16 protein-coding genes, 1 tRNA gene and 2 pseudogenes are annotated in these 19,358 nt (G+C 70.9%); 10 read left to right on the top strand and 9 right to left on the bottom strand.

Going from position 1 to position 19,358, the window contains the following annotated elements; all coding sequences use genetic code 11:
* Positions 1 to 124: 124 nt before the first annotated feature.
* The 3 genes from ADL03_RS47455 to ADL03_RS27180 all read left to right on the top strand — a co-directional run bounded on the left by ADL03_RS47455 (position 125) and on the right by ADL03_RS27180 (position 6,481).
* A tRNA-Tyr gene (locus tag ADL03_RS47455) sits at positions 125 to 205 on the top strand.
* Positions 206 to 280: 75 nt separating this feature from the next.
* On the top strand, positions 281 to 772 hold the full coding sequence (locus ADL03_RS27185; protein ID WP_053736396.1) for a Gmad2 immunoglobulin-like domain-containing protein: 492 nt from the start codon (positions 281 to 283) through the stop codon (positions 770 to 772).
* 243 nt (positions 773 to 1,015) lie between these two features.
* Positions 1,016 to 6,481: a carboxyl transferase domain-containing protein gene (locus ADL03_RS27180; RefSeq protein WP_053736395.1), complete on the top strand. Its 5,466-nt coding sequence runs from the start codon at positions 1,016 to 1,018 to the stop codon at positions 6,479 to 6,481.
* Between the two features lie 80 nt (positions 6,482 to 6,561).
* On the opposite strand, the pseudogene ADL03_RS50880 reads toward ADL03_RS27180, so the two are convergent.
* Positions 6,562 to 6,729 (bottom strand): annotated as a pseudogene (locus tag ADL03_RS50880) (5'-nucleotidase); the annotation flags it as partial.
* 46 nt (positions 6,730 to 6,775) lie between these two features.
* A complete protein-coding gene (locus tag ADL03_RS27175) occupies positions 6,776 to 7,069 on the bottom strand; it encodes a YiaA/YiaB family inner membrane protein (protein ID WP_053736394.1) in 294 nt (97 codons plus the stop codon).
* Positions 7,070 to 7,215: 146 nt separating this feature from the next.
* On the opposite strand from ADL03_RS27175, the gene ADL03_RS27170 reads away from it, so the two are divergent.
* Entirely contained in the window at positions 7,216 to 7,530 is a 315-nt protein-coding gene (locus ADL03_RS27170) for a multidrug efflux SMR transporter (protein ID WP_053736393.1), read from the top strand.
* Positions 7,530 to 7,817: pseudogene (locus ADL03_RS45830) on the top strand (multidrug efflux SMR transporter); the annotation flags it as partial. The gene ADL03_RS27170 and the pseudogene ADL03_RS45830, both read left to right, overlap by 1 nt.
* A gap of 6 nt (positions 7,818 to 7,823) precedes the next feature.
* On the opposite strand, the gene ADL03_RS27160 reads toward ADL03_RS45830, so the two are convergent.
* From ADL03_RS27160 to ADL03_RS48785, 3 genes are all read right to left on the bottom strand, one after another.
* Entirely contained in the window at positions 7,824 to 9,161 is a 1,338-nt protein-coding gene (locus tag ADL03_RS27160; protein WP_053736391.1) for a glycosyl hydrolase family 18 protein, read from the bottom strand.
* Positions 9,162 to 9,274: 113 nt separating this feature from the next.
* Positions 9,275 to 10,012, bottom strand: coding sequence for an SDR family NAD(P)-dependent oxidoreductase (locus tag ADL03_RS27155; RefSeq protein ID WP_053736390.1), 738 nt, complete (start codon positions 10,010 to 10,012; stop codon positions 9,275 to 9,277).
* Positions 10,009 to 12,285: a serine/threonine-protein kinase gene (locus ADL03_RS48785; RefSeq protein WP_053736389.1), complete on the bottom strand. Its 2,277-nt coding sequence runs from the start codon at positions 12,283 to 12,285 to the stop codon at positions 10,009 to 10,011. Before ADL03_RS48785 ends, ADL03_RS27155 begins: the two co-directional genes overlap by 4 nt.
* Positions 12,286 to 12,426: 141 nt before the next feature.
* On the opposite strand from ADL03_RS48785, the gene ADL03_RS27145 reads away from it, so the two are divergent.
* Positions 12,427 to 13,107, top strand: a complete 681-nt coding sequence (locus ADL03_RS27145; protein ID WP_053736388.1) for a Clp protease N-terminal domain-containing protein — start codon at positions 12,427 to 12,429, stop codon at positions 13,105 to 13,107.
* On the opposite strand, the gene ADL03_RS27140 is transcribed toward ADL03_RS27145, so the two are convergent.
* On the bottom strand, positions 13,061 to 14,029 hold the full coding sequence (locus ADL03_RS27140; protein ID WP_053736387.1) for a YafY family protein: 969 nt from the start codon (positions 14,027 to 14,029) through the stop codon (positions 13,061 to 13,063). The genes ADL03_RS27145 and ADL03_RS27140 overlap by 47 nt on opposite strands.
* 91 nt (positions 14,030 to 14,120) lie before the next feature.
* Here ADL03_RS27140 and ADL03_RS27135 point away from each other — a divergent pair, with 91 nt between their 5' ends.
* Positions 14,121 to 14,540, top strand: a complete 420-nt coding sequence (locus ADL03_RS27135) for a VOC family protein (RefSeq protein WP_053736386.1) — start codon at positions 14,121 to 14,123, stop codon at positions 14,538 to 14,540.
* Positions 14,541 to 14,609: 69 nt separating this feature from the next.
* Complete coding sequence (locus tag ADL03_RS27130; protein WP_053736385.1) at positions 14,610 to 15,092, top strand: hypothetical protein; 483 nt, start codon at positions 14,610 to 14,612, stop codon at positions 15,090 to 15,092.
* 351 nt (positions 15,093 to 15,443) lie between these two features.
* Here ADL03_RS27130 and ADL03_RS27120 read toward each other — a convergent pair whose 3' ends face one another.
* Positions 15,444 to 17,123 (bottom strand): acyltransferase, encoded by a 1,680-nt coding sequence (locus ADL03_RS27120; RefSeq protein ID WP_197288689.1) that lies wholly within the window; start codon positions 17,121 to 17,123, stop codon positions 15,444 to 15,446.
* A 205-nt stretch (positions 17,124 to 17,328) separates the two neighbouring features.
* On the opposite strand from ADL03_RS27120, the gene ADL03_RS27115 reads away from it, so the two are divergent.
* Both ADL03_RS27115 and ADL03_RS27110 read left to right on the top strand, forming a co-directional pair.
* Positions 17,329 to 17,736, top strand: coding sequence for a protein-tyrosine phosphatase family protein (locus ADL03_RS27115; protein ID WP_053736383.1), 408 nt, complete (start codon positions 17,329 to 17,331; stop codon positions 17,734 to 17,736).
* Between the two features lie 93 nt (positions 17,737 to 17,829).
* Positions 17,830 to 18,204, top strand: a complete 375-nt coding sequence (locus ADL03_RS27110) for a hypothetical protein (protein WP_053736382.1) — start codon at positions 17,830 to 17,832, stop codon at positions 18,202 to 18,204.
* Here the strand turns inward: ADL03_RS27110 and ADL03_RS27105 are convergent.
* Together ADL03_RS27105 and ADL03_RS27100 are read right to left on the bottom strand one after the other, a co-directional pair.
* Positions 18,201 to 18,902 (bottom strand): MOSC domain-containing protein, encoded by a 702-nt coding sequence (locus tag ADL03_RS27105; protein WP_053736381.1) that lies wholly within the window; start codon positions 18,900 to 18,902, stop codon positions 18,201 to 18,203. The genes ADL03_RS27110 and ADL03_RS27105 overlap by 4 nt on opposite strands.
* 10 nt (positions 18,903 to 18,912) lie before the next feature.
* Positions 18,913 to 19,302 carry a MerR family transcriptional regulator gene (locus tag ADL03_RS27100; protein ID WP_231642290.1) on the bottom strand — a complete coding sequence of 130 codons (390 nt, stop codon included), beginning with the start codon at positions 19,300 to 19,302 and terminating at the stop codon, positions 18,913 to 18,915.
* Between the last annotated feature and the right edge of the window lie 56 nt (positions 19,303 to 19,358).

Raw genomic sequence — 19,358 nt, 5'->3', positions numbered from 1 at the left:
AATCGCAGCTCAAATCGCAAAAAGGATTGCGCACGTCGCTGATCTGCGGTAACGCTCGATTTAATCGGTGGCGCACAGATGTCCGCGCAGGTCACCATTAGCGCACGGAATTCGTTCCGGGAATGGTGGAGCCGGGGCTGTGGAGCCCCACCCGTCTGTAAAACGGGAGCCATCGGCACAGGCGGTTCGACTCCGTCCTCCACCACTGGGCCGCCGGGGTGATCCCCGGCAACGATCCCTTCCGCCCGCGCGACACACGGGGTGGAAGGGGGAACCACCCATGTCGATCACAGTGCAGCAACCGGCGCCCCACGACCTCGTGGGCGGCCGGGTCCTGGTGGCCGGGCTCGCGGGCGGCGCGTTCGAGGCGCAGTTCACCTACCGCGTCCACGAGGGACACGACGAGGTCACCGGCGGGTTCACCGCAGGCGACGGCGTTGGCGGCCACGGACAGTTCCAGGTGGCTGTCGACGTCAGCGGTGCGAGCTTCACGCTGGACCGCCTCCTCGTCGAGGTGTTCTGGAATTCACCCGAGGACGGTGCCGAGCTCGACAAGATCATCGTGCCGGTCGTGTACGGACCGCTGATCGTGCCCGGCTACCGCGTGTACCAGGAGTACGAGGTCGAGCCAGGCGACACGCTGTCGGCCATCAGCCAGCGGTTCTACGGCGCCGCGAACTTCTACCAGCGGATCGTGCGGGCCAACCCGCAGACCATCACCAACCCGGACGTGATCCACCCCGGCGACGTGCTCCGCGTCCCGCAGGCCTGAGTGACCGGCCAGTTACCCGCCGTGCCCGCGACCACATTGACCGGTCGCGGGCATGGTGGTGAGTTGGGACACGGGCTCAAGTGAAGCTGTGCCGAGGACCTGGTGCCTTGTTGGTTTCATACAAAGCACGCTGCTCAACTCGCTTCGCTCCAGCGGTTCTCATACCGGGTAGTAGACGAGAGTGTGTACATCGATTGGGCGGCGACTGCCGCTGAGGTTGTCTGTCCGCGAGGAGAGAAGTCGTTGTTCAGTCGTGTAGCGATCGTCAACCGCGGGGAAGCCGCTATGCGGCTGATCCACGCCGTCCGTGAACTCGCCGCCGAGTCAGGGGAACGGATCGAGACCGTCGCCCTGTACACCGATGTCGACAAGTCGGCGCCCTTCGTGAGGGAAGCCGACCTGGCGTACAACCTCGGCCTGGCGGCCGACCGTCCGTACCTGGACCTCGGGGTGCTGGAGAAGGCGCTCGTCGAGACCAGGGCCGACGCCGCGTGGGTCGGCTGGGGCTTCGTCGCCGAGATCCCCGAGTTCGCGGAGCTCTGCGAGAAGGTCGGGGTCACCTTCGTCGGTCCGTCGGCCGATGCCATGCGCAAGCTGGGCGACAAGATCGGCTCCAAGCTGATCGCCGAGGAGGTCGGGGTCCCGGTCGCGCCGTGGAGCCGCGGCGCCGTCGAGAACCTGGAGCACGCGCTGAAGGTGGCCGAGGAGGTCACCTACCCGTTGATGCTCAAGGCGACCGCCGGTGGTGGCGGCCGCGGCATCCGCAAGATCACCTCGCCGGAGGAGCTGGAGGAGAACTTCGACCGCACCAGCATGGAGGCCGAGCGCGCGTTCGGCTCCGGCGTGATGTTCCTGGAGCGCCTGGTCACCGGCGCCCGGCACGTCGAGGTGCAGGTCATCTCCGACGGCCAGGGCACGGCGTGGGCGCTGGGCGTGCGCGACTGCTCGGTGCAGCGGCGCAACCAGAAGATCATCGAGGAGTCCGCGTCCTGCGTGCTCGCGCCCGAGCAGGTCGCCGAGCTCAAGGCGTCGGCGGAACGGCTCGCGAACGCGGTCGGCTACCGCGGCGCGTGCACCGTCGAGTTCCTCTACCACCCCGGTGAGAAGCTCTTCGCGTTCCTGGAGGTCAACACCCGCCTGCAGGTCGAGCACCCGATCACCGAGATCACCACGGGCTTCGACCTGGTCAAGGCGCAGCTGCACGTCGCGGGCGGCGGCCGGCTCGAAGGCGAGAAGCCGGCCGAGCTCGGCCACGCCGTCGAGGCCCGCCTGAACGCCGAGGACCCCGACCGCGACTTCGCGCCGTGCCCCGGCCGGATCGTGCGGCTGGAGCTGCCCGCCGGCCCCGGTATCCGGGTCGACACCGGTGTGGCCGAGGGCTCGCAGATCCCCGCCGACTTCGACTCGATGATCGCGAAGATCATCGCGTACGGCCGTGACCGCGACGAGGCGCTGGGCAAGCTGCGCCGCGCCATGGCCGAGACCACGGTCATCATCGAGGGCGGCACGACCAACAAGAGCTTCGTGCTCGACCTGCTCGACGAGCCCGCCGTGGTCGACGGCTCCGCCGACACGTCGTGGATCGACCGGGTCCGCGCCGAGGGCGGCCTGATCTCGCACCGCCACTCCGCCATCGCGCTGGCCGCCGCGGCCATCGAGGTGTACGAGGACGAGGAGCAGATCAACCGCACCGAGCTGCTCGCCTCCGCGCACGGCGGTCAGCCGCGCACGAACCACGAGGGCGCCCGCAAGCTGGAGTTCGTGCTGCGCGGCCAGCCGTACGTGGTGAACGTGGCCCGCGTGGGCGCGATCAAGTACCGCGTGGGCGTCTCGGCCGCCGACTCCGACGTCGTGCTCTCCGCCGACGTCGACGTCGAGCGCTTCGACCACCACGTCGGTCAGATCACCGTCAACGGCACCCGGTTCCGCGTCGTCACCGGCACGTCCGGGGTGGTGCACCAGGTAGAGGTCGACGGCGTCACCCACCGCGTCACCCGCGACGAGGGCGGCGTGCTGCGCTCGCCGATGCCCGCGCTGGTCGTCGCCACGCCGCTGGAGGTCGGTGCCGAGGTCGAGGCCGGTGCCCCGGTGCTGGTGCTGGAAGCGATGAAGATGGAGACGGTGCTGCGCGCGCCGTTCCGCGCCCGCCTGCGCGAGCTGAACGTCGTCGTCGGCACCCAGGTGCCCGCCGGTGGCGCGCTGCTCAAGCTGGAGGAGGTCGAGGACGACGCCGGCGCCGCGCAGGAGCAGAGGTCCGAGTCCACCGTCGAGCTGGAGATGCCGGCCCCGCAGACCGACATCCCGGCCGCGCAGCTCGTCGCGCGCGGTCTCGACGACCTGCGCAACCTGTTGCTGGGCTTCGACACCACCGCCGCCGACACCGAGCGCGTGCTGACGAATTACATGGGCGCCCGGAAGAACCTGGCGGAACGCCCGCTGGTCGCCGAGGCACAGCTGCTCGGCATCTTCGCCGACCTGTGCGACCTCTCGCGCAACCGGCCCGCCGGTGAGGAGAGCAAGCCGGAGAACCACATCCACTCCCCGCGCGAGCACTTCCACACCTACCTCAAGACGCTGGACGCCGACCGGGCCGCGCTGCCGACGACGTTCCGCGAGCGCCTGCAGCACGTGCTGAGCCACTACGGCATCACCGAGCTCGACCGCACGCCGGAGCTGGAGCAGGCGGTGTTCCGCATCTTCGTCGCGCTGCGCCGCGGCGTGTTCGACGCGGCCGTGGCGACGACCCTGCTGCGCCGGTGGGTGCAGGAGGCGCCGCCGGTCGAGTCCGAGCGGGTGCAGATCGGCCTGGTGCTGGAGCACATCGTCGCCGCGACCCAGGTCCGCTACCCGCAGGTGGCCGATCTCGCCCGCAGCGTCGTGTTCACCTGGTTCGCGCAGCCGCTGGTGCGCCGCAACCGCGCCCGCGTGCACAGCGAGGTCCGCAAGCACCTGATCCACCTCGACGCGCACCCGCAGGCCGCGGACCGCGAGGAGCGGATCGCGGCGATGGTCGCCTCGGCCGAACCGCTGGTGCGCCTGCTCGGCCAGCGCATCGGCAAGCCCGGCGCGGACAACACCCCGCTGCTGGAGGTGCTGGCCCGCCGCTACTACACCAAGAAGGCGCTGGCGAACCCGCGCGTCAGCGGCGCGTTCTTCCTCGCGGAGAACGAGCCGGAGCAGACCCGCGTGGTCAGCACCGCCGTCGAGTTCCCGGCGCTGGTGGAGGCGATCGGCGACATCGTCGAGCACGCCGGTGGCGCCGCCGTCGTGGCCGACCTCTACGTCAACTGGCCGGGCGGTCCGTCCGACCAGGACGAGATGGCCGCCGGACTGGGAGCCGCACTGGCCGCGCACCAGCTGCCGCCGACGATCACCCGCATCACCACCACGGTGGCGGGCCGCCGCGGCGAGTCGATGCACCACCACTTCACGTTCCGCCCGTCGTCCACCGGGTTCGCGGAGGAGAGGCTGGTGCGCGGGCTGCACCCGCGCATCGCCGAACGCATGCAGCTGGAGCGGCTGCGCGAGTTCGACCTCACCCGCCTGCCCTCGGTGGACGAGGACGTCTACCTGTTCCGCGCGGTGGCCAAGTCGAACAAGTCCGACGAGCGCCTCGTCGCGCTCGGCCAGGTGCGCGACCTGACGCCGCTGCGCGACGACGAGGGCCGGATCGTCGCGCTGCCCGCGGCCGAGGACGTGCTCGCGACGTGCCTGGACGGCATCCGCCGGGCCCGCGCGCAGGCCGGTGGCCGCACGCGCCTCGCGACCAACCGCGTGGTGCTGTACGCGTGGCCGCCGACCGACCTGCACTCCACCGACCTCGACGCCGTGGGCCAGCGCGTGCTGCCCACGACCACGGGCCTGGACCTGGAGGAGGTCCTGTTCCTGGCGCGGCGCAAGGACAGCGAGACCGGTGAGCTCACCGACATCGGCGTCCGGATCGCCAACGACGCGGGCTCCGGCATCCGGTTCTCGTTCGTGCAGCCGCCCGCCGAGGCGATCCAGCCGCTCGACGACTACCGCCAGAACGTCCTGCGCGCCCAGTCGCGCGGCACGATCTACCCGTACGAGCTGTGCGACATGCTCGCCGGCGAGGGCGGGTCGTTCGTGGAGCACGACCTCGTCGACGGTGCGCTCGTGCCGGTCGACCGCCCGCGCGGTGGCAACAGTGCGGGCATCGTCGTCGGTGTGGTGACCACGCCGACCGCCGCCTACCCCGAGGGCATGAAGCGCGTCGTGCTGCTCGGCGACCCGACCAAGTCGCTGGGCGCGCTGGCCGAGCCCGAGTGCTCACGCGTGATCCACGCACTCGACCTCGCCGAGTCGCTGTCGGTCCCGCTGGAGTGGTTCTCGCTCTCGTCGGGCGCGAAGATCTCGATGGCCTCCGGTGTCGAGAACATGGACTGGGTCGCGGCCGCGCTGAAGCGGATCGTCGAGTTCACCCAGGCCGGCGGCGAGATCAACATCGTGGTCAACGGCATCAACGTCGGCGCCCAGCCGTACTGGAACGCCGAGGCCACGATGCTCATGCACACCAAGGGCATCCTGGTCATGACCCCGGACTCGGCCATGGTGCTGACCGGCAAGCAGGCCCTGGACTTCTCCGGTGGCGTGTCGGCGGAGGACAACTTCGGCATCGGCGGCTACGACCGCGTCATGGGCCCGAACGGCCAGGCGCAGTACTGGGCCCCGAACCTGCGCTCGGCGTTCGACGTGCTGCTCGCGCACTACGAGCACAGCTACGTCGCCCCCGGCGAGCCCGGTCCGCGCCGCGTGCCGAGCTCGGACCCGGTGGACCGCGACGTGTCGGCGTACCCGCACGTGGTGGGTGACAGCCCGTTCGCCACGGTCGGCGAGATCTTCTCGGTCGAGGCGAACCCGGACCGCAAGAAGCCGTTCGACATCCGCACGGTCATGCGCGCGCTGTCCGACCAGGACCACGACGTCCTGGAGCGCTGGGCCGGCATGGCCGACGCCGACACCGCCGTGGTCCAGGACGTGCACCTGGGCGGCATCCCGGTGACGCTGCTGGGCATCGAGTCGCGCGGCGTGGCCCGCGCCGGCTTCCCGCCCACCGACGGCCCGGACACCTACACCGCGGGCACCCTGTTCCCGAAGTCGTCGAAGAAGGCCGCCCGCGCCATCAACGCCGCCTCCGGCAACCGCCCGCTGGTGGTCCTGGCGAACCTGTCGGGCTTCGACGGCTCGCCGGAGTCGATGCGCCTGCTGCAGCTGGAGTACGGCGCCGAGATCGGCCGCGCGATCGTCAACTTCCGCGGCCCGATCGTGTTCTGCGTGATCTCCCGCTACCACGGCGGCGCGTTCGTGGTCTTCTCCAAGGCCCTGAACCCGTCCATGACCGTGCTCGCCGTCGAGGGCTCCTACGCCTCGGTCATCGGCGGCGCACCGGCCGCGGCCGTGGTGTTCGCCCGTGACGTCGACGGCCGCACGGCCAACGACCCGCGGGTGAAGAAGCTGGAGACGGCGGTAGCGGAGGCCTCCGGTGCCGAACGCGCGGCGCTGGCGGCGGAACTGGCGTCCACGCGGCAGTCGGTGCGGACCGAGAAGCTGAACGAGATGGCCGCGGAGTTCGACCGGGTGCACAGCGTGCAGCGGGCGGTGGAGGTCGGGTCGGTGGACGCGATCATCTCCGCGGCGCAGCTGCGGCCGGCGATCATCAAGGCGATCGAGGACGGCCTGGCCCGGTAGGAACGGCGGTGGGAGGGCCCGGTCACGACGTGGCCGGGCCTTTCCCGTCCGGTTCGGCGATCATCGGGTTCACCCAGGTCGTTCAGGGACAGAAGGCGGCGGATGAAGGGGGACGCGACGCCGGGCCTGAGCGGGTTGTGACGTCGTTTCCGCTGGTGCATGCGGTATGCCTCAACGCCCCCGGTCCTGAACACGGCGTGGCACTTCTTGAGGTCGAACAGCGCGCTCGACGCGATGCCGACGACCAGTCTCCGCTCAGGTCATAAGCCATGTGGACGAGCTGTCGTCCTTCGGTCAGGCCGCGTCCAGCTTGAACGGGTCGTGCTCCGCCAGCAGCTTGTCCAGCCGCGCTTTGTCCACCCGGCTCGAGAGGTAGGAGTCCTCCTGCCGGTCCCTGATCACCTTGGCCAGCGTGAACGCCGACGTGACCGTGTAGAGCATCGCGATGCCCAGGAACGCGCGCACCCAGCCGTCGACGGGCAGGAACACGACCCCGAGTCCGACGGCGGTCAGCGACAGGCCGAAGGACAGGACCGCCTGCACGTAGAAGGCGCCGGAAGTCGGGGTGCTGGCAGGCTTCGTGGTCATGGGCTCAAGAGTCGTGGGGTCGCACAAGACCTGTCATGAGTACGGCTACTCATTCGTGGCCCCGAACGGAACGGGCACGAGAGACTGGGAGCCATGTGCCCCAGAAGGTGGACGGCGTGCCGAGCGTTTCTGGTACGGTCGTACTAATGTACTGGGTGGTGCTGGTCGCGTCCGGAGTGCTGGAGGCCGTGTGGGCCACGGCGCTCGCGGCGTCGCGGGGGTTTCGCCGGCCGTGGCCGGTGGTGGTGTTCGCCGTGTCGATGGTGTTGAGCGTCGCGGGGCTGGCGTGGGCGATGCGGGAGATCCCGGTCGGCACGGCCTACGCGGTGTGGGTGGGCGTGGGTGCGGTGCTCACGGTGCTCGTCGCGGTGGCGCGGGGTGAGGAGAAGCTCGGCGTGGCCAGGGCGGTGCTGCTGGCCGCGTTGATCGGGTGTGTCGCCGGGCTGAAGGTGGTGAGCTGATGCACTGGGCCGTGTTGCTGGCGAGCGCTGTGCTGGAGGCGGTGTGGGCGACCGCGTTGTCCGAACGGGCCTACGTGCTGTTCGCGGTGGCCGCGACGCTCAGCATGGTGGGGCTTTCCGTTGCGATGAAACGGGTTCCGGTCGGCACCGCGTACGCGGTGTGGGTCGGGGTCGGTGCCGCGCTGACCGTGACGTGGGCGATGATCACCGGTGCGGAAGCCGTCTCCGTCTGGAAGATCGTCTTTCTCACCGGCATCATCGCCTGCGTCATCGGGCTGAAGTTCCTGCGGACGTCAGGCGTTGAGCCTCCAGAGCTGGTTGGCGGTGGCGGCGCAGTCCCAGAGCTGGAGCCTGGTGCCGTCGGCCGAACTGGGGCCGGTGGCGTCGAGGCATCGTCCTGAGGCCACGTTGCGCAGCTGGCCGTTCGACTCGGACGTCCACTGCTGGTTGCCCGCGCCGGTGCAGTCCCAGAGCTGGGTGACGGCGCCGTTGGCGGTGCCGGACGCGTCGAGGCACTTGCCCAGGGCGCGCAACGTCTGACCGTTGCGGGTCCACTGCTGGGCGTTGGTGCCGTTACACGTCCACAGCTGCACCGCGGTGCCGTTGGCGGAGCTCGCCCCCGCCACGTCGACGCACTTGCCGCCATAGCCGGTGATCGTGCCGCCGGTGGGCGGGTTCTGGGTGCCGCCGCCCGCGGCCTCCCAGATGGCGTTGAGCAGGCTGGTGCTGCCGGTGGTGTCCTGGGACAGCTCCCAGTTCATGATGCCGCCGGCGTTGGCCACCGCCCACGTCGTCTTGCGCTTGATCGTCGGGATTCCGTTGTAGCAGTTGCCGTTGTAGCAGTCGCGGTTGGCGTTGGCCGGGTCCTGCGCGACGAGGTCGCGGTAGGCGATGTAGGTCGGCCGGCTGTAGAACGGCACGCCGAGCACGGCCTTGCTCGCCGGCAGGCCGCGGTTCTTCCAGAAGTTGACGCTGTTGATCGACCAGTCGTAGTTCGCGTGCGGGCTGCCGCCGTCGTAGGCCATGATGTTGAGCCAGTCCACGATGCCGAACACCGCGGGCTGCACGCCGTTGGCGGTGCCGCCCTCGGAGACGACGGCGGCGGTGAGGAGCTTGCCGCGGCTGTGCAGCGCGTCGCCGAGCTGCCGCATCAGCAGGGTGTAGTTGTCGCCCTCGGTGCCGGGGTCCGGGTACTCCCAGTCGATGTCGACGCCGTCGAGGTTGTACTGGTTGACCAGGTTGACCAGCGCGTTCACGAACGTCGTGCGGCCATTCGCGCTGGCCGCGAGGATCTCGAAGTTGTCGTCGTTGCCGTCGTTCCAGCCGCCGACCGCGATCGAGACCTTGACGCCGTTCTGGTGACCGAGGCTGACCAGCTGCTGGAGCTTGCCGGTGTCGGGAACGCCCTGGAGCGTGCCGTTGGAGTTCGGCAGCACGAACGAGTAGTTGATGTGCGTCAGCTTGCTGTACTGGATGGAGCTGACGCTGCCGGACCACGAAGGCAGGTAGCCGACGCTCCTGAAGCCGGGCGGGTAGGCGGCCTGTGCGGCAGGCGCCGTGACCGTGATGGTCGCTGCGGCAGCGGCCAGCGCGAGGCAGGCCGCACCGAGGCGGGATCGGAGTGAACGCATGTGCAGGGTTGCCTTCCACTAACGTCGAGCGCCCACAGCGACGGTAGTGGTCTAGACCGGTTGCCGGAAGATCGACAGCCGACCGGAACGAGTTCCGGTCGCTGCCCCGGGAGTCAGCGGAGGTACGAGGCCCCGTTGACGTCGATGATCGTGCCGCTGGCCCAGGTCGCGCCCGGCGAGGCGAGCCACGCGACGGCAGCGGCGACCTCCTCGGGTTCCGCGACCCGGTTGAACGGGCTCTGGCCGCGGATGGCGTCGCCCTCGGGACCGGCGAGCAGGTCGGTCACCATCTCGGTGCGCACGAACCCCGGCGCCACCGCCGCGACCGAGATGCCCTGCGGCGCAAGGGACTGCGCCAGCGACTGGGTGAGCGCGTGCAACCCGGCCTTCGCCGCGCCGTACGCGGGGGCGTGCGGCTCACCGCGGAACGCTCCCCGCGACCCGACGCTGATGATCCGCCCGCCCTCACCCAGGTGCCGCACGGCGTGCCACGCGAGGTCGGCGGGCCCGTAGAGGTTGAGCTCCACCGTGCGCCGCCACGCGTCCTGCCACTCGGCGAAGGTCGTCGTCGTGATCGGGTGGTAGAAGTACACGCCCGCGTTGTTGACCAGCACGTCCAGGCCGCCCAGCCGCTCGGCGGCCGTGGTGACGATCTGTTCGGCCTCACCGGCGCCGATGTCGCCCTGGACCGTCACGTGGCCGGCTCCTGGCAGGTTCGCGGCCACCGCCTCGGCCTGCGCCGGGTCGCTGCGGAAGTGCACGGCGACCCGGTGGCCGTCCGCGGCGAGGGCGTGGGCGATGGCCGCGCCGATGCCGCGCGAGGCACCGGTCACGAGAGCAAGTCTGGTCATGGTGTCTGACTGTCGATCATCCACTTGCCGTTCTGCAACACCAATGTGTACGTGTTGCGCTCGGTGGTCGAGACGGCACCGCCCTTGCGGTAGGTGAGCGTGGCCGTCACGACGTTCTCGCCCTGCGGTGCGAAGTCCGACAGCTCCACGCTGCTGAACTGGCCCCACCACTGCTGGTATTCCCCGAAGGTCCGCGTCCTGGTCGCCTTGAAGCGGTCGGTGAGCGTGGCGTAGCCGGCTTCGAGGTTGTTCGGGATCAACGCGTAGTAGTTCGTGAGCGCCTCCTGCGCCGTGCCCGGCGTGGCGGGCGGCGGAGGGGTGTTGCCCGGGGTGTTCTGCGGGTTGGACTGCGGCGGGTTCTCCTGCGGCGGCGGGCTTTGCGTGGTCGTCTGCTGCGGCTGGGTTTGCTGCGGCTCCGACTGCTGCGGCTGCGACTGGCTCGTGGCCGGCGGGCTCGGCGTGCCGGAGGGGGAGCCGCCGTCGGCCGACCGGTTGCCCTTGGGCCACAGCAGGAACGCGCCGACGCCCACCGCGATCACCAGGATGATGATGCCGATGAGGGCGAGCGGGTTCCTGCGCTCTTCCTCCGCGGGAGGGGCGGGTGCGGGAGGGTCGACCGGCGCGGGGGGAACGTGGCCGGGGTGCGTGGAAGCGGGCGGTGCGGCTGCCGGGGTGGGGTGCGGTGTGGCGGCCGGGTTGCTCGCGACCGCGGCGGTTTCCTGCTGTGCGGCAACGCCTCCGGCTGCGACCCCCGCGGTCTCCTGCGGGGCGGTGTCCGGTACGGGCGGGTTCACTGCGGCCGCCGCTTCCGGCTCTCCGATCGCTGCCGCGGCCACCGCCGCTTCCGCCCCGTCCTCGCCTGCCGAGGGTGCGGACTTCTGCGCGCTGCTGGCTGCCGCCGAGGCGGCCGTCCCTGCGGCGGCGGCCTTGTCGGTGCCTGCTCGGTCGGCCTGGCCCGCGTCGGTGTTGCCTGCGCCGGCTTGGCCCGCGTCGGCGTCGCCGGGCTCAGCGTTGGTTGAGGCGGCCTTGGCCGCGTCCGCGTTGTCCGCGCCAGCCTGGCCGGCATCGGCCTGGTCCGCGCTCGCCTGGGCCGCGCCGGCCGCGCCCGCGCCGACCTGTCCTGCATCGGCGTGGCCCGCGTTCGCCTGGTCCGCGCCGGTCTGGTCTGCGCCGGTCTGGTCTGCGCCGGTCTGGTCTGCGCCGGTCTGGCTGGCGCCGGTCTGGCTGGCGTCGGCCTGTGCCGCGTCGGTCGTGCCCGCGGCGGCCTGGCTTCCGTCCGCGCTGGCCGCGTCGGCGGCGTTCCCCGGGGTGCTCTGGCCCGGCGCGGTCAGCCCGGCTGCCTCCGCCTGTGCCGCACCGGCGACCAGCCCGGCCGCGGCGGCACCGGTGGCCGCGGCACCGGCCTTCTTCTGCTGCTTGGCCTTCTCCTCGGGCATCGCCTCGACGGGCAGCTGCACCGTCGCGGGGATGACCGCGGTGGCCTCCGACACCTGGGGCGTCTCGTTCACGACGGCGGCCAGCAGGTGCACGGCCTCCTCCATCGTGGGCCGGCGCTCCGGATCCGTTGCCAGCAACCGGAACAGCACGGGCGACAGCAGCGGGCCGGCGTTCGCGGGCGGCATGATCGAGCCGCTCGCGACGCGGTGCAGCATCGCGATGTGGTTGTCGGCCGCGCCGAACGGCGGCGTGCCCTCGACCGCGTTGTAGAGCGTGGCGCCGAGGGAGAACACGTCCGACGGGAAGCCGGCCTCCTCGCCGCGGGCGATCTCGGGGGAGAAGAACGCGGGGGTGCCGACCGTGCCGGTCGCGGTGGCGGTGCCGTCGTCACCGGTGGCGCGGGAGACGCCGAAGTCGGTGATCTTGACCTCTTGGTCGCCGATCAGGACGTTGCCCGGCTTCACGTCGCGGTGCTGGATGCCGTTGCGGTGCGCGGCGGCCAGCGCGGCGGCGGTGTAGCAGCCGATGCGGGCGACCTCGCGCGGCGGCAGGGTGCCCTGCTCGGCGATCACCGCGGCGAGGCTGCGGGAGGGCAGGTACTCCATGATCAGCCACGGCTGACCGTTGTCCTCGACCGCGTCGTACACGCGGATGGCGTTCGGGTGCTCGAGCCGGGCGGCCAGGCGGGCCTCGCGCATGGCGCGGTGCTTGGCGCGTTCGATCTTGGAGTCGTCGAGCCCGTCCAGCACGAGCAGCTCCTTGGCTGCCACGACGCGGTGCAGGTTCTCGTCGTAGGCCTGCCACACGACGCCCATCGCGCCCTGGCCGACCTTCACCCTCAAGCGGTATCGGCTCCCGATGAGCCGTTGGTTCTCCTCCACGACGTGTGCTCTCCCTGTCCCCTCGATCACTCACAAGTGTGACGGGCGACGCGATTTCGATTGACTGTAACCCCATGTGGGGGTATGTATGGGGTTATGCCGAAAATCAACGTGTACCTGCCGGACGACCTGGCAGAGGCCGTGAAGGACCTCAACATCCCGGTTTCCGCCATCTGCCAGCGCGCACTCGAAGGTTCCGTCAAACGCATCGCGGCCATTCGGGCGATGGAGCCGAAGGACCTCGTCGAAGGCTCGGAGCGGGTCGAGCACTTCACACAACGCGCCAAGGACGCGTTGCGCCTCGCCGTCGAGGCCGCGGCCAGGCAGACGGGCATCACGAGCGAGCACGTGCTGGAGGGGCTGTTGCGCGAGGGCGGCAACCTGGCGCTGGACGTGCTGCGCGCGATCGACGTGGAGCCGGGCACGCTGCACCGCACGTTCACCCTGGAGGACAAGACCACCGCACCGGCCGGCCTGGAGCCCGACGCGGTCAACGCGGTGGAGCTCGCCGTCGTCGAGGCGATCGCGCTGGGCCACAACTACGTGGGTTGTGAACACCTGCTGCTCGGCCTGATCGCCGAGCCGGACGGCGTGGGCGGTCAGGTGCTGCGCGACCGCGGCGCCGACATCAAGTCGGCCCGGCGTGCGGTGCAGACGGCGCTTGCGGGCATCGTCCACCTCAAGAAGCAGCAGCAGGCCACGCCGGACGCCGCGAAGGTCCTGGAGATGATCATGACTCGGCTGGCCCGGCTGGAGCAGCACGCGGGTATCGGCTGACCAGCTCGGCCCCGATGGCGGCCAGGTGCTCCTTGACGGAGGCGGGCGACTCGACGGTGACCAGGCCGCCCCACCCGGCGACGTTGCGGGCGATGTCGAGCGGGCGCGGCGCCGTCAGCTCGACTCGTGCCTGGTCACCGGCCGTTTCCACGACCGTGCAGTGGCGGCCGTGCTGGTGCTGGAAGATGTCCAGGAACCTCGTCGGCAGCACCAGGACCGCCTTGGTCTCGGCGCGCTTGCGCTCCACGACCGTGACGATCGACTCCCACGCCTCGGCGAGCTCGAAGTCGTCGGGCCGGCTCGCTTTGACGTTGCTCAGGCTCGCGCCCTCGATCCGGTCGAGCCGGAACGTGCGCCGGCCGTCGGGCGTGCCGGCCACGAGGTACCAGATGCCGTCCTTGTCGACGAGCCCCCACGGGTCGACCACGCGCTCGGTCGCCGCCGCCCCGCGCTTCGCGTAGGTCAGCTGCACCCGCTGCTGCCGCACCACGGCCTCCTGCAGCAGCGTCACCAGCGCGGGCCGGTCCCTGCTGTCGGCGCCCCAGGCGGCGGTGTCGACCACGACCGCCTGCGCCGCGGCCTGCGCGTCGGCGCGAAACGTGCCCGGCAGCGCGCGAACCAGCTTGCGCAACGCCGACTTCACCTCCGGTGCGACGGCCGCCGCCGGTCCCGCCACCAGGAACAACGCCTGCGCCTCCGCCGCGGTCAGACCGCTCAGGTCCGTGCGCGCGCCACCGACCAGCGACCACCCGCCGCCGCGCCCCGGCTGCGGGTACACGGGCACCCCCGCCGCCGACAACGCCTCCAGGTCGCGCCGTGCGGTGGCGGTGGAGACCTCCAGTTCGTCCGCCAGCTCGGCGGCGGTCACCCTGCCGCGGGCTTGCATCAGCAGCAACGTGGCGACGAGTCGGTCTGCGCGCATGTCGTCAGCTTCCCGCTAAAAGTGCTCACTAGATGAGCACTTTACGGCCGAAGCTGGGAGCAGAGACACCAACGGGCTGTGGAGGAACGAGATGTTGCGAGGCATGACGACCGTGACCTACTTCGCCGACGACGTCGCGGAGGCACGTGACTGGTACGCCGCCTTCCTGGGTGTCGAGGCGTACTTCGAGCGCAGCACGCCGGACGGTGTGCCCGCGTACGCCGAGTTCCGCATCGGCGACTACCAGGCCGAGCTGGGCCTGAAGCACCGCAGGTTCGAGGTGACGCCGTCGGACGGCCCGTCCGGGGCGGTCCTGTACTGGGCGGTGGACGACCTGGCGGCAACGCTGCGGCGGCTGGCCGAGTTCGGCGCGAAGGTGCACGACGAACCGCGGGTGTGGGGCGAGGGATATGAGACGGCGTCGGTGGTCGACCCGTTCGGCAACGTGCTCGGCGTCATGACGAACGTGCACTACCTGGCGATCGCCGAGCAGAACAAGGACCGCGGCTGACTGCCTGCCGCCCGGCGCCGACTTGCGCGGAAAGGCCCGCTGTCCTGCTCGGACACCTATGCTGCACGGATGACGACGCAGCTCGCCATCACCGGGCACCGTGGCCTCTCCGCCGAGCTGGAGGCGGAGGTGGACCGGCTGATCCGGGCCGCCGTGACCACGGACGACGACGTGGTGGGCGTGTCGTGCCTGGCCGACGGCGCCGACGCGGTGTTCGCGCAGGCCGTGCTGGACGCGGGCGGCGAGCTGGTGGCGGTGCTGCCGGCGGTCGAGTACCGGGCGTCGTTGCCCGCGGAGTTCCGGCCGGTCTACGACCGGTTGCTGGCACGCGCGGAACGGGTGGTGCAGCTGCCGCACGTCACACCGGATCCGGACGCCTACATGGAGGCGGGCAAGCGGATGGTGGACGAGCTGGGGGAGTCCGCCGCGTTGCTGGCCGTGTGGGACGGGCTGCCGGGGCGCGGGTTGGGCGGCACGGCGGACGTCGTGGCCTACGCGCGCTCGCGCGGCGTGCCGGTCAAGGTGCTGTGGCCCGAGGGCGCGAGCCGGTGAGGACCCTCCACAGGACACGCGGCCGCACCAGCGCCGCCGGGTGGTCGACGAGCTGAGCGACGCGGTCCACCGCGCGGTGGTCCGCGGGTTGCCCGGGATCGCGGCGATCAGACGGCGGGCGCGCCACCGCGACGGTCTGGTGCTGAGCGACCGCTTCCGGGTGTCCCAGGCGAGGTCGGCGGTCGTCCACGGGACCCTCGCGACGGCTTGCTGGAAGAGCAACGGGTTGCGGGCCAGGTCATGCCCGGCTGGCAGGATGCGCAGATCGGTGCAGTTCAGTGCCGCGAGCGTCAGTCCGTGGCCGTACACGGGGTTGAGCGAGGACAGGGCGACCAGCTCTGCCGTGGCGTACTAGGTGCTGGACGGGCGGATGGCGGTGCTGCTCGACGGCGTGTCCCAGGCTCCCTGAGCGTCGTCGCGCAGGTCGCCGCTCTGCCGGTGGCGCTGATCCACCTGGTGCGGGTGGCGTTCCTGTCCCACCGACTGCGCCGGTCGGTGTTCGAGCGGCCCGCCGGGGACGGGCCGGCGATCCGGCTGTGGGCGACCGGGGCGGGGTTCTACGACCGGTGGCCGGCGTGCGGGGTGCTCGCCGCGCTGCGCACCGGGCACGAACTGGTCGCGTGGACGCTGCTGATCTGCACGGCCTGGTTCATGGTGCTGGTGCTGGCCGTTGCCGACCGGCGGGCGCTGAGCGGGCCGCGCGACAGCGCCGGGAACGGCGTTGTGGCGCAAGGGGTCCCGGCGCTGGTCGTGCCACTGTTCCGGCGACGCCTGGCGGGGCAGGCGCGGAGGTGACCAGGCCGCGGCCGCCTGGCGGGGCAGCAGCTGCGTCGGCCCGTCGGCGGAGGCCTGCGGGGGCAGCAACTGGGGCGACCCGTCGGCGGACGGGTGGCGGGGCAGCTGCTCGGTCGGCCGGTCCGGCGCCGGCGGTCTCGTGCGGGCCGGTGGTCTCAGGTAGCGGCGCAGCTGCTGGGTCGGCTTCTCGACCAGCCACCACGACAGCAGGCCGAACAGGTAGGACGCGGGCACCGCGATCGCCATCAGCACCAACGGGTTCCGCACCCCGGCCAGCACCACCAGCTGCTGCAACGGCATGCCCCAGATGTACATGCCGTAGCTGCCGTAGACCCACTCGTCGTAGCCGGCGAGGCGGCGTGGCCAGTGGTGTGCCCACGTGACCGCGCCGTAGCCCGCCGCGAGGGGCAGGACGAAGCGCGCGGCCGGTTCCAGCGGCGGGGTGAAGTTCGTGATCAGGTACGCGGCGCACAGGCCGTAGGCGACCAGCGGCTGGAACCGCAGGCGGTCCCGGTAGACGAAGAAGATCATGCCGAGCACGAACGGGACCATGTACGCGACCAGTGGCGCGAGCGGGAGGCTCAGGAACCCGGTGAAGTTGCCGTTCTCCCCGACCCGCGCCTGACCGAACCCGTCGAGCACCAGGAACGCGGCCAGCACCGGGAACAGCGCGAGACGGGCCCTGCCGAGCACACCGGTGAGCCCGGCGGCCAGCACGATCAGGTAGCCGGTGGTCTCCATCGGCAGGGTCCAGATGGACCCGTTGGCCGACCAGTGGAACGGGTTCTGGGCGAACACGCCGGGCAGCTGGTGCTGCAACGTGTACAGCCCCGCGTTGTTGACGACGTAGCCCCACGTCTGGCGGCTGCCCCAGTACTCGGACTGGCTCAGCACCGTGACGAGCGGCCCGATCACGAACGCGGTGGTCATCACGACCACGAGCAGCGGCGGCCAGATCCGCAGGGCGCGCTTGAGCAGGTAGCGCCACCAGGACGCGTCGCGGTGCCAGCTGTCGGCGATCTGGAAGCCGCTCATGGCGAAGAACGCCATCAGCGCGAAGTAGCCCGGCGAGAGGTTCCAGCTCTTCGGGAACATGCCGATCCGGCTGGGGTCGATCAGGGGGAAGCTGTGCTCGATGACGACGAGCGCCGCCCCGATCAGGCGCAGCCAGGCAAATCCAGTCTCGATCTTCGCATACCGGTTCCCCTCGGTGAGCGAGCTTCCCGCCCGCCTCAACACCCCGCCCAGCGCGCGTGCCGAACCCGTCCCATAGACCTGGCAGAGTAGCGCCAACGGCGAACGGTTCAGCGCCGGTACCGCCTTTCGTTTGAACCGACTGTTGTATCAAAACTCCGGATCGCGCTGCGCGAACACGGACCGCGGCGCGCGAGGCGGCCGCCATACTGGTCGCCGCACGTACCCGGATGGGGGGAGTCCTTTCGTGAAGACGGTCCAGCTGCCCGACGGAGCCGAGGTGACCGGCCGCGGCCTGCGCGACGGCCGGCTCGTGGAACCGCAGCCTGGGTACGGCCTGTACCTGCAGGCACGCCCGGTCGACCTGCCGTGGGAGCACGACTGGGTCGAGTGGCCCGACTTCCGCCTGCCCCGCGACTCGGCCAAGGCGGTCGAGCTCATCCGCGCACTGCACGGGCGAGCGCTTGCCGGTGAACGGGTCGAGGTGGCGTGCAGCGGTGGTGTCGGCCGCACCGGAACCGTGATCTCGTGCCTGGCGGTGCTCGCCGGTGTGCCGGCGGACGAGGCGGTGGCGTGGACCCGCGCGCACTACCACCGCCGGGCCGTGGAGACGCCGTGGCAGAAGCGCTGGGTGCGCAACTTCCCGGTCAGCTAGCCGGTCACGACCTCGAACCCGCCCGTTCGGCCCACGGGGCGGCGGCCGTTCTGGCAGCATCCGGGGCTCAGCCGGAATCATGGGGGTTCGCTGATGTCTCTTCCGCTGGGTCTCAAGGGGTTCTGGGCGCTCGGTGCGTCCGTCACGCTCGTGCTGGCCACGTCCGGGGTCGCCGCCGCCGACTGCCCGCCGCGCGACCACGCCATCTGGTCGGCGCCGACCGTGCCGGTGCCGGTCACCATCGATGGGCTGAAGCCGGGCAAGTGCTACAACGTCCACGGCCTGCTCGGGGAGAAGGCCGACTTCCTGGCCAACCGGACGCGGAACTCGGTGCTGAACCTGTTCTCCGAGCCCGACTGCGGCGGCGGGCTGTTCATCGACGCCATCTTCCCGCCGGAGCCGGGCAACCGCTCGGAGTCGGCCAGGGAGTACTACAGCTTCAACGTCTCGCCGCTGAACGGCGGTTAGCCGTCGCCGGGCACGCGGCTCGCGGCGATCTCCGGCGCGAGGTCGATCACCGTGCGCCGGTGCACCAGCTCGACCACCTCCGGCGGGACCGCGTCGCCCGCTTCGAGCAGGCGGGGCAGCAGGTCGGCGTCGGTGGTGATGGCGCGCAGGAACAGGCCGACGGTCACGTCGTGGTCGGGCCGGTGCAGCACGGTGATCTCGTCGCCGGGTGCGACGAGGCCGGGTTCGAGCACGCGGAAGTAGGCGCCGGGCCGCCCGGCCTGCGTGAACCGCTTCACCCAGCCGCTCAGGCCGAGGAAGCTCGCGAACGTGCGGCACGGCACGCGTGCGCCGGTGACCTCCAGGGTCGCGGTGCCGATGCGCCAGTGCTCGCCGACGCGGGCGCCGGTGTGGTCGATGCCCTGGGTGGTCAGGTTCTCGCCGAACCGGCCGTTGCCCAGGTCGACGCCGAGCTCGGTCTGCCACCAGTCGAGGTCCTCGCGGGCGTAGCCGTAGACCGCCTGGTAGGTGCCGCCGTGGACGCTCCAGTCGGCGATCTCGTCGCCCGCCACGCCGCTGCCCGCCGAGCCCTTGGGGCCGGGTGCGCTGATCCGCAGCGGACCGTCGACCGGGCGCTTGTCGATGCCGGTGGTGCCGGCGCGGGCGTAGTCGACCGGAACGGTCTTCGAGGCGACGTTCAGCGAGAGCACCACAGGCATGTCAACGACATTATTGGCCGATCGCCCTCGAAGCGATCGAATTGACGTAGTCCTCGTACTTGCCCACCTTGTAGGTGATCAGGTCGAGGCATTCCTGCAGCTGGTCCATCTGCCGCCGGACGCGGTCCTGGTGCTCCTTGAGGATGTCGAGGCGCTGCGGCTCGTTGCCGTCGCCCTGGCGGACCAGATCGGTGTAGCGGCGGATCTCGGGCACGGGCATTCCGGACATCCGCAGCATGATGCACATCCGCAGCCAGTCCACGTCCTGCTGCGTGTACACCCGGCGGCCACCAGGTCCTCTGTGGACCTCGTGGGCGAGGATGCCCTCCTTCTCGTAGAAACGCAGGGCGTGCACGCTCAGCCCGGTGTGTTCGGCGACCTCGCCGATGCTCATCCCCATGGGTCCGAGCATAGGTTCTTGACCTAGAGGCGGCTCTAGTTCGTACCTTCTCGGCC

Source organism: Nocardia sp. NRRL S-836, assembly GCF_001279525.1.
Lineage (GTDB): Bacteria > Actinomycetota > Actinomycetes > Mycobacteriales > Pseudonocardiaceae > Lentzea.
This window is presented reverse-complemented; position numbering and strand designations above follow the sequence as displayed.

Coding starts and splice junctions, on each gene's coding strand:
- ADL03_RS27130 (WP_053736385.1), top strand. CDS start 14,610: ATGACGACGCAGCTCGCCATCACCGGGCACCGTGGCCTCTCCGCCGAG.
- ADL03_RS27110 (WP_053736382.1), top strand. CDS start 17,830: ATGTCTCTTCCGCTGGGTCTCAAGGGGTTCTGGGCGCTCGGTGCGTCC.
- ADL03_RS27145 (WP_053736388.1), top strand. CDS start 12,427: ATGCCGAAAATCAACGTGTACCTGCCGGACGACCTGGCAGAGGCCGTG.
- ADL03_RS27175 (WP_053736394.1), bottom strand. CDS start 7,069: ATGACCACGAAGCCTGCCAGCACCCCGACTTCCGGCGCCTTCTACGTG.
- ADL03_RS27135 (WP_053736386.1), top strand. CDS start 14,121: ATGTTGCGAGGCATGACGACCGTGACCTACTTCGCCGACGACGTCGCG.
- ADL03_RS27105 (WP_053736381.1), bottom strand. CDS start 18,902: ATGCCTGTGGTGCTCTCGCTGAACGTCGCCTCGAAGACCGTTCCGGTC.
- ADL03_RS27170 (WP_053736393.1), top strand. CDS start 7,216: ATGTACTGGGTGGTGCTGGTCGCGTCCGGAGTGCTGGAGGCCGTGTGG.
- ADL03_RS27160 (WP_053736391.1), bottom strand. CDS start 9,161: ATGCGTTCACTCCGATCCCGCCTCGGTGCGGCCTGCCTCGCGCTGGCC.
- ADL03_RS27155 (WP_053736390.1), bottom strand. CDS start 10,012: ATGACCAGACTTGCTCTCGTGACCGGTGCCTCGCGCGGCATCGGCGCG.
- ADL03_RS27100 (WP_231642290.1), bottom strand. CDS start 19,302: ATGGGGATGAGCATCGGCGAGGTCGCCGAACACACCGGGCTGAGCGTG.
- ADL03_RS27140 (WP_053736387.1), bottom strand. CDS start 14,029: ATGCGCGCAGACCGACTCGTCGCCACGTTGCTGCTGATGCAAGCCCGC.
- ADL03_RS27185 (WP_053736396.1), top strand. CDS start 281: ATGTCGATCACAGTGCAGCAACCGGCGCCCCACGACCTCGTGGGCGGC.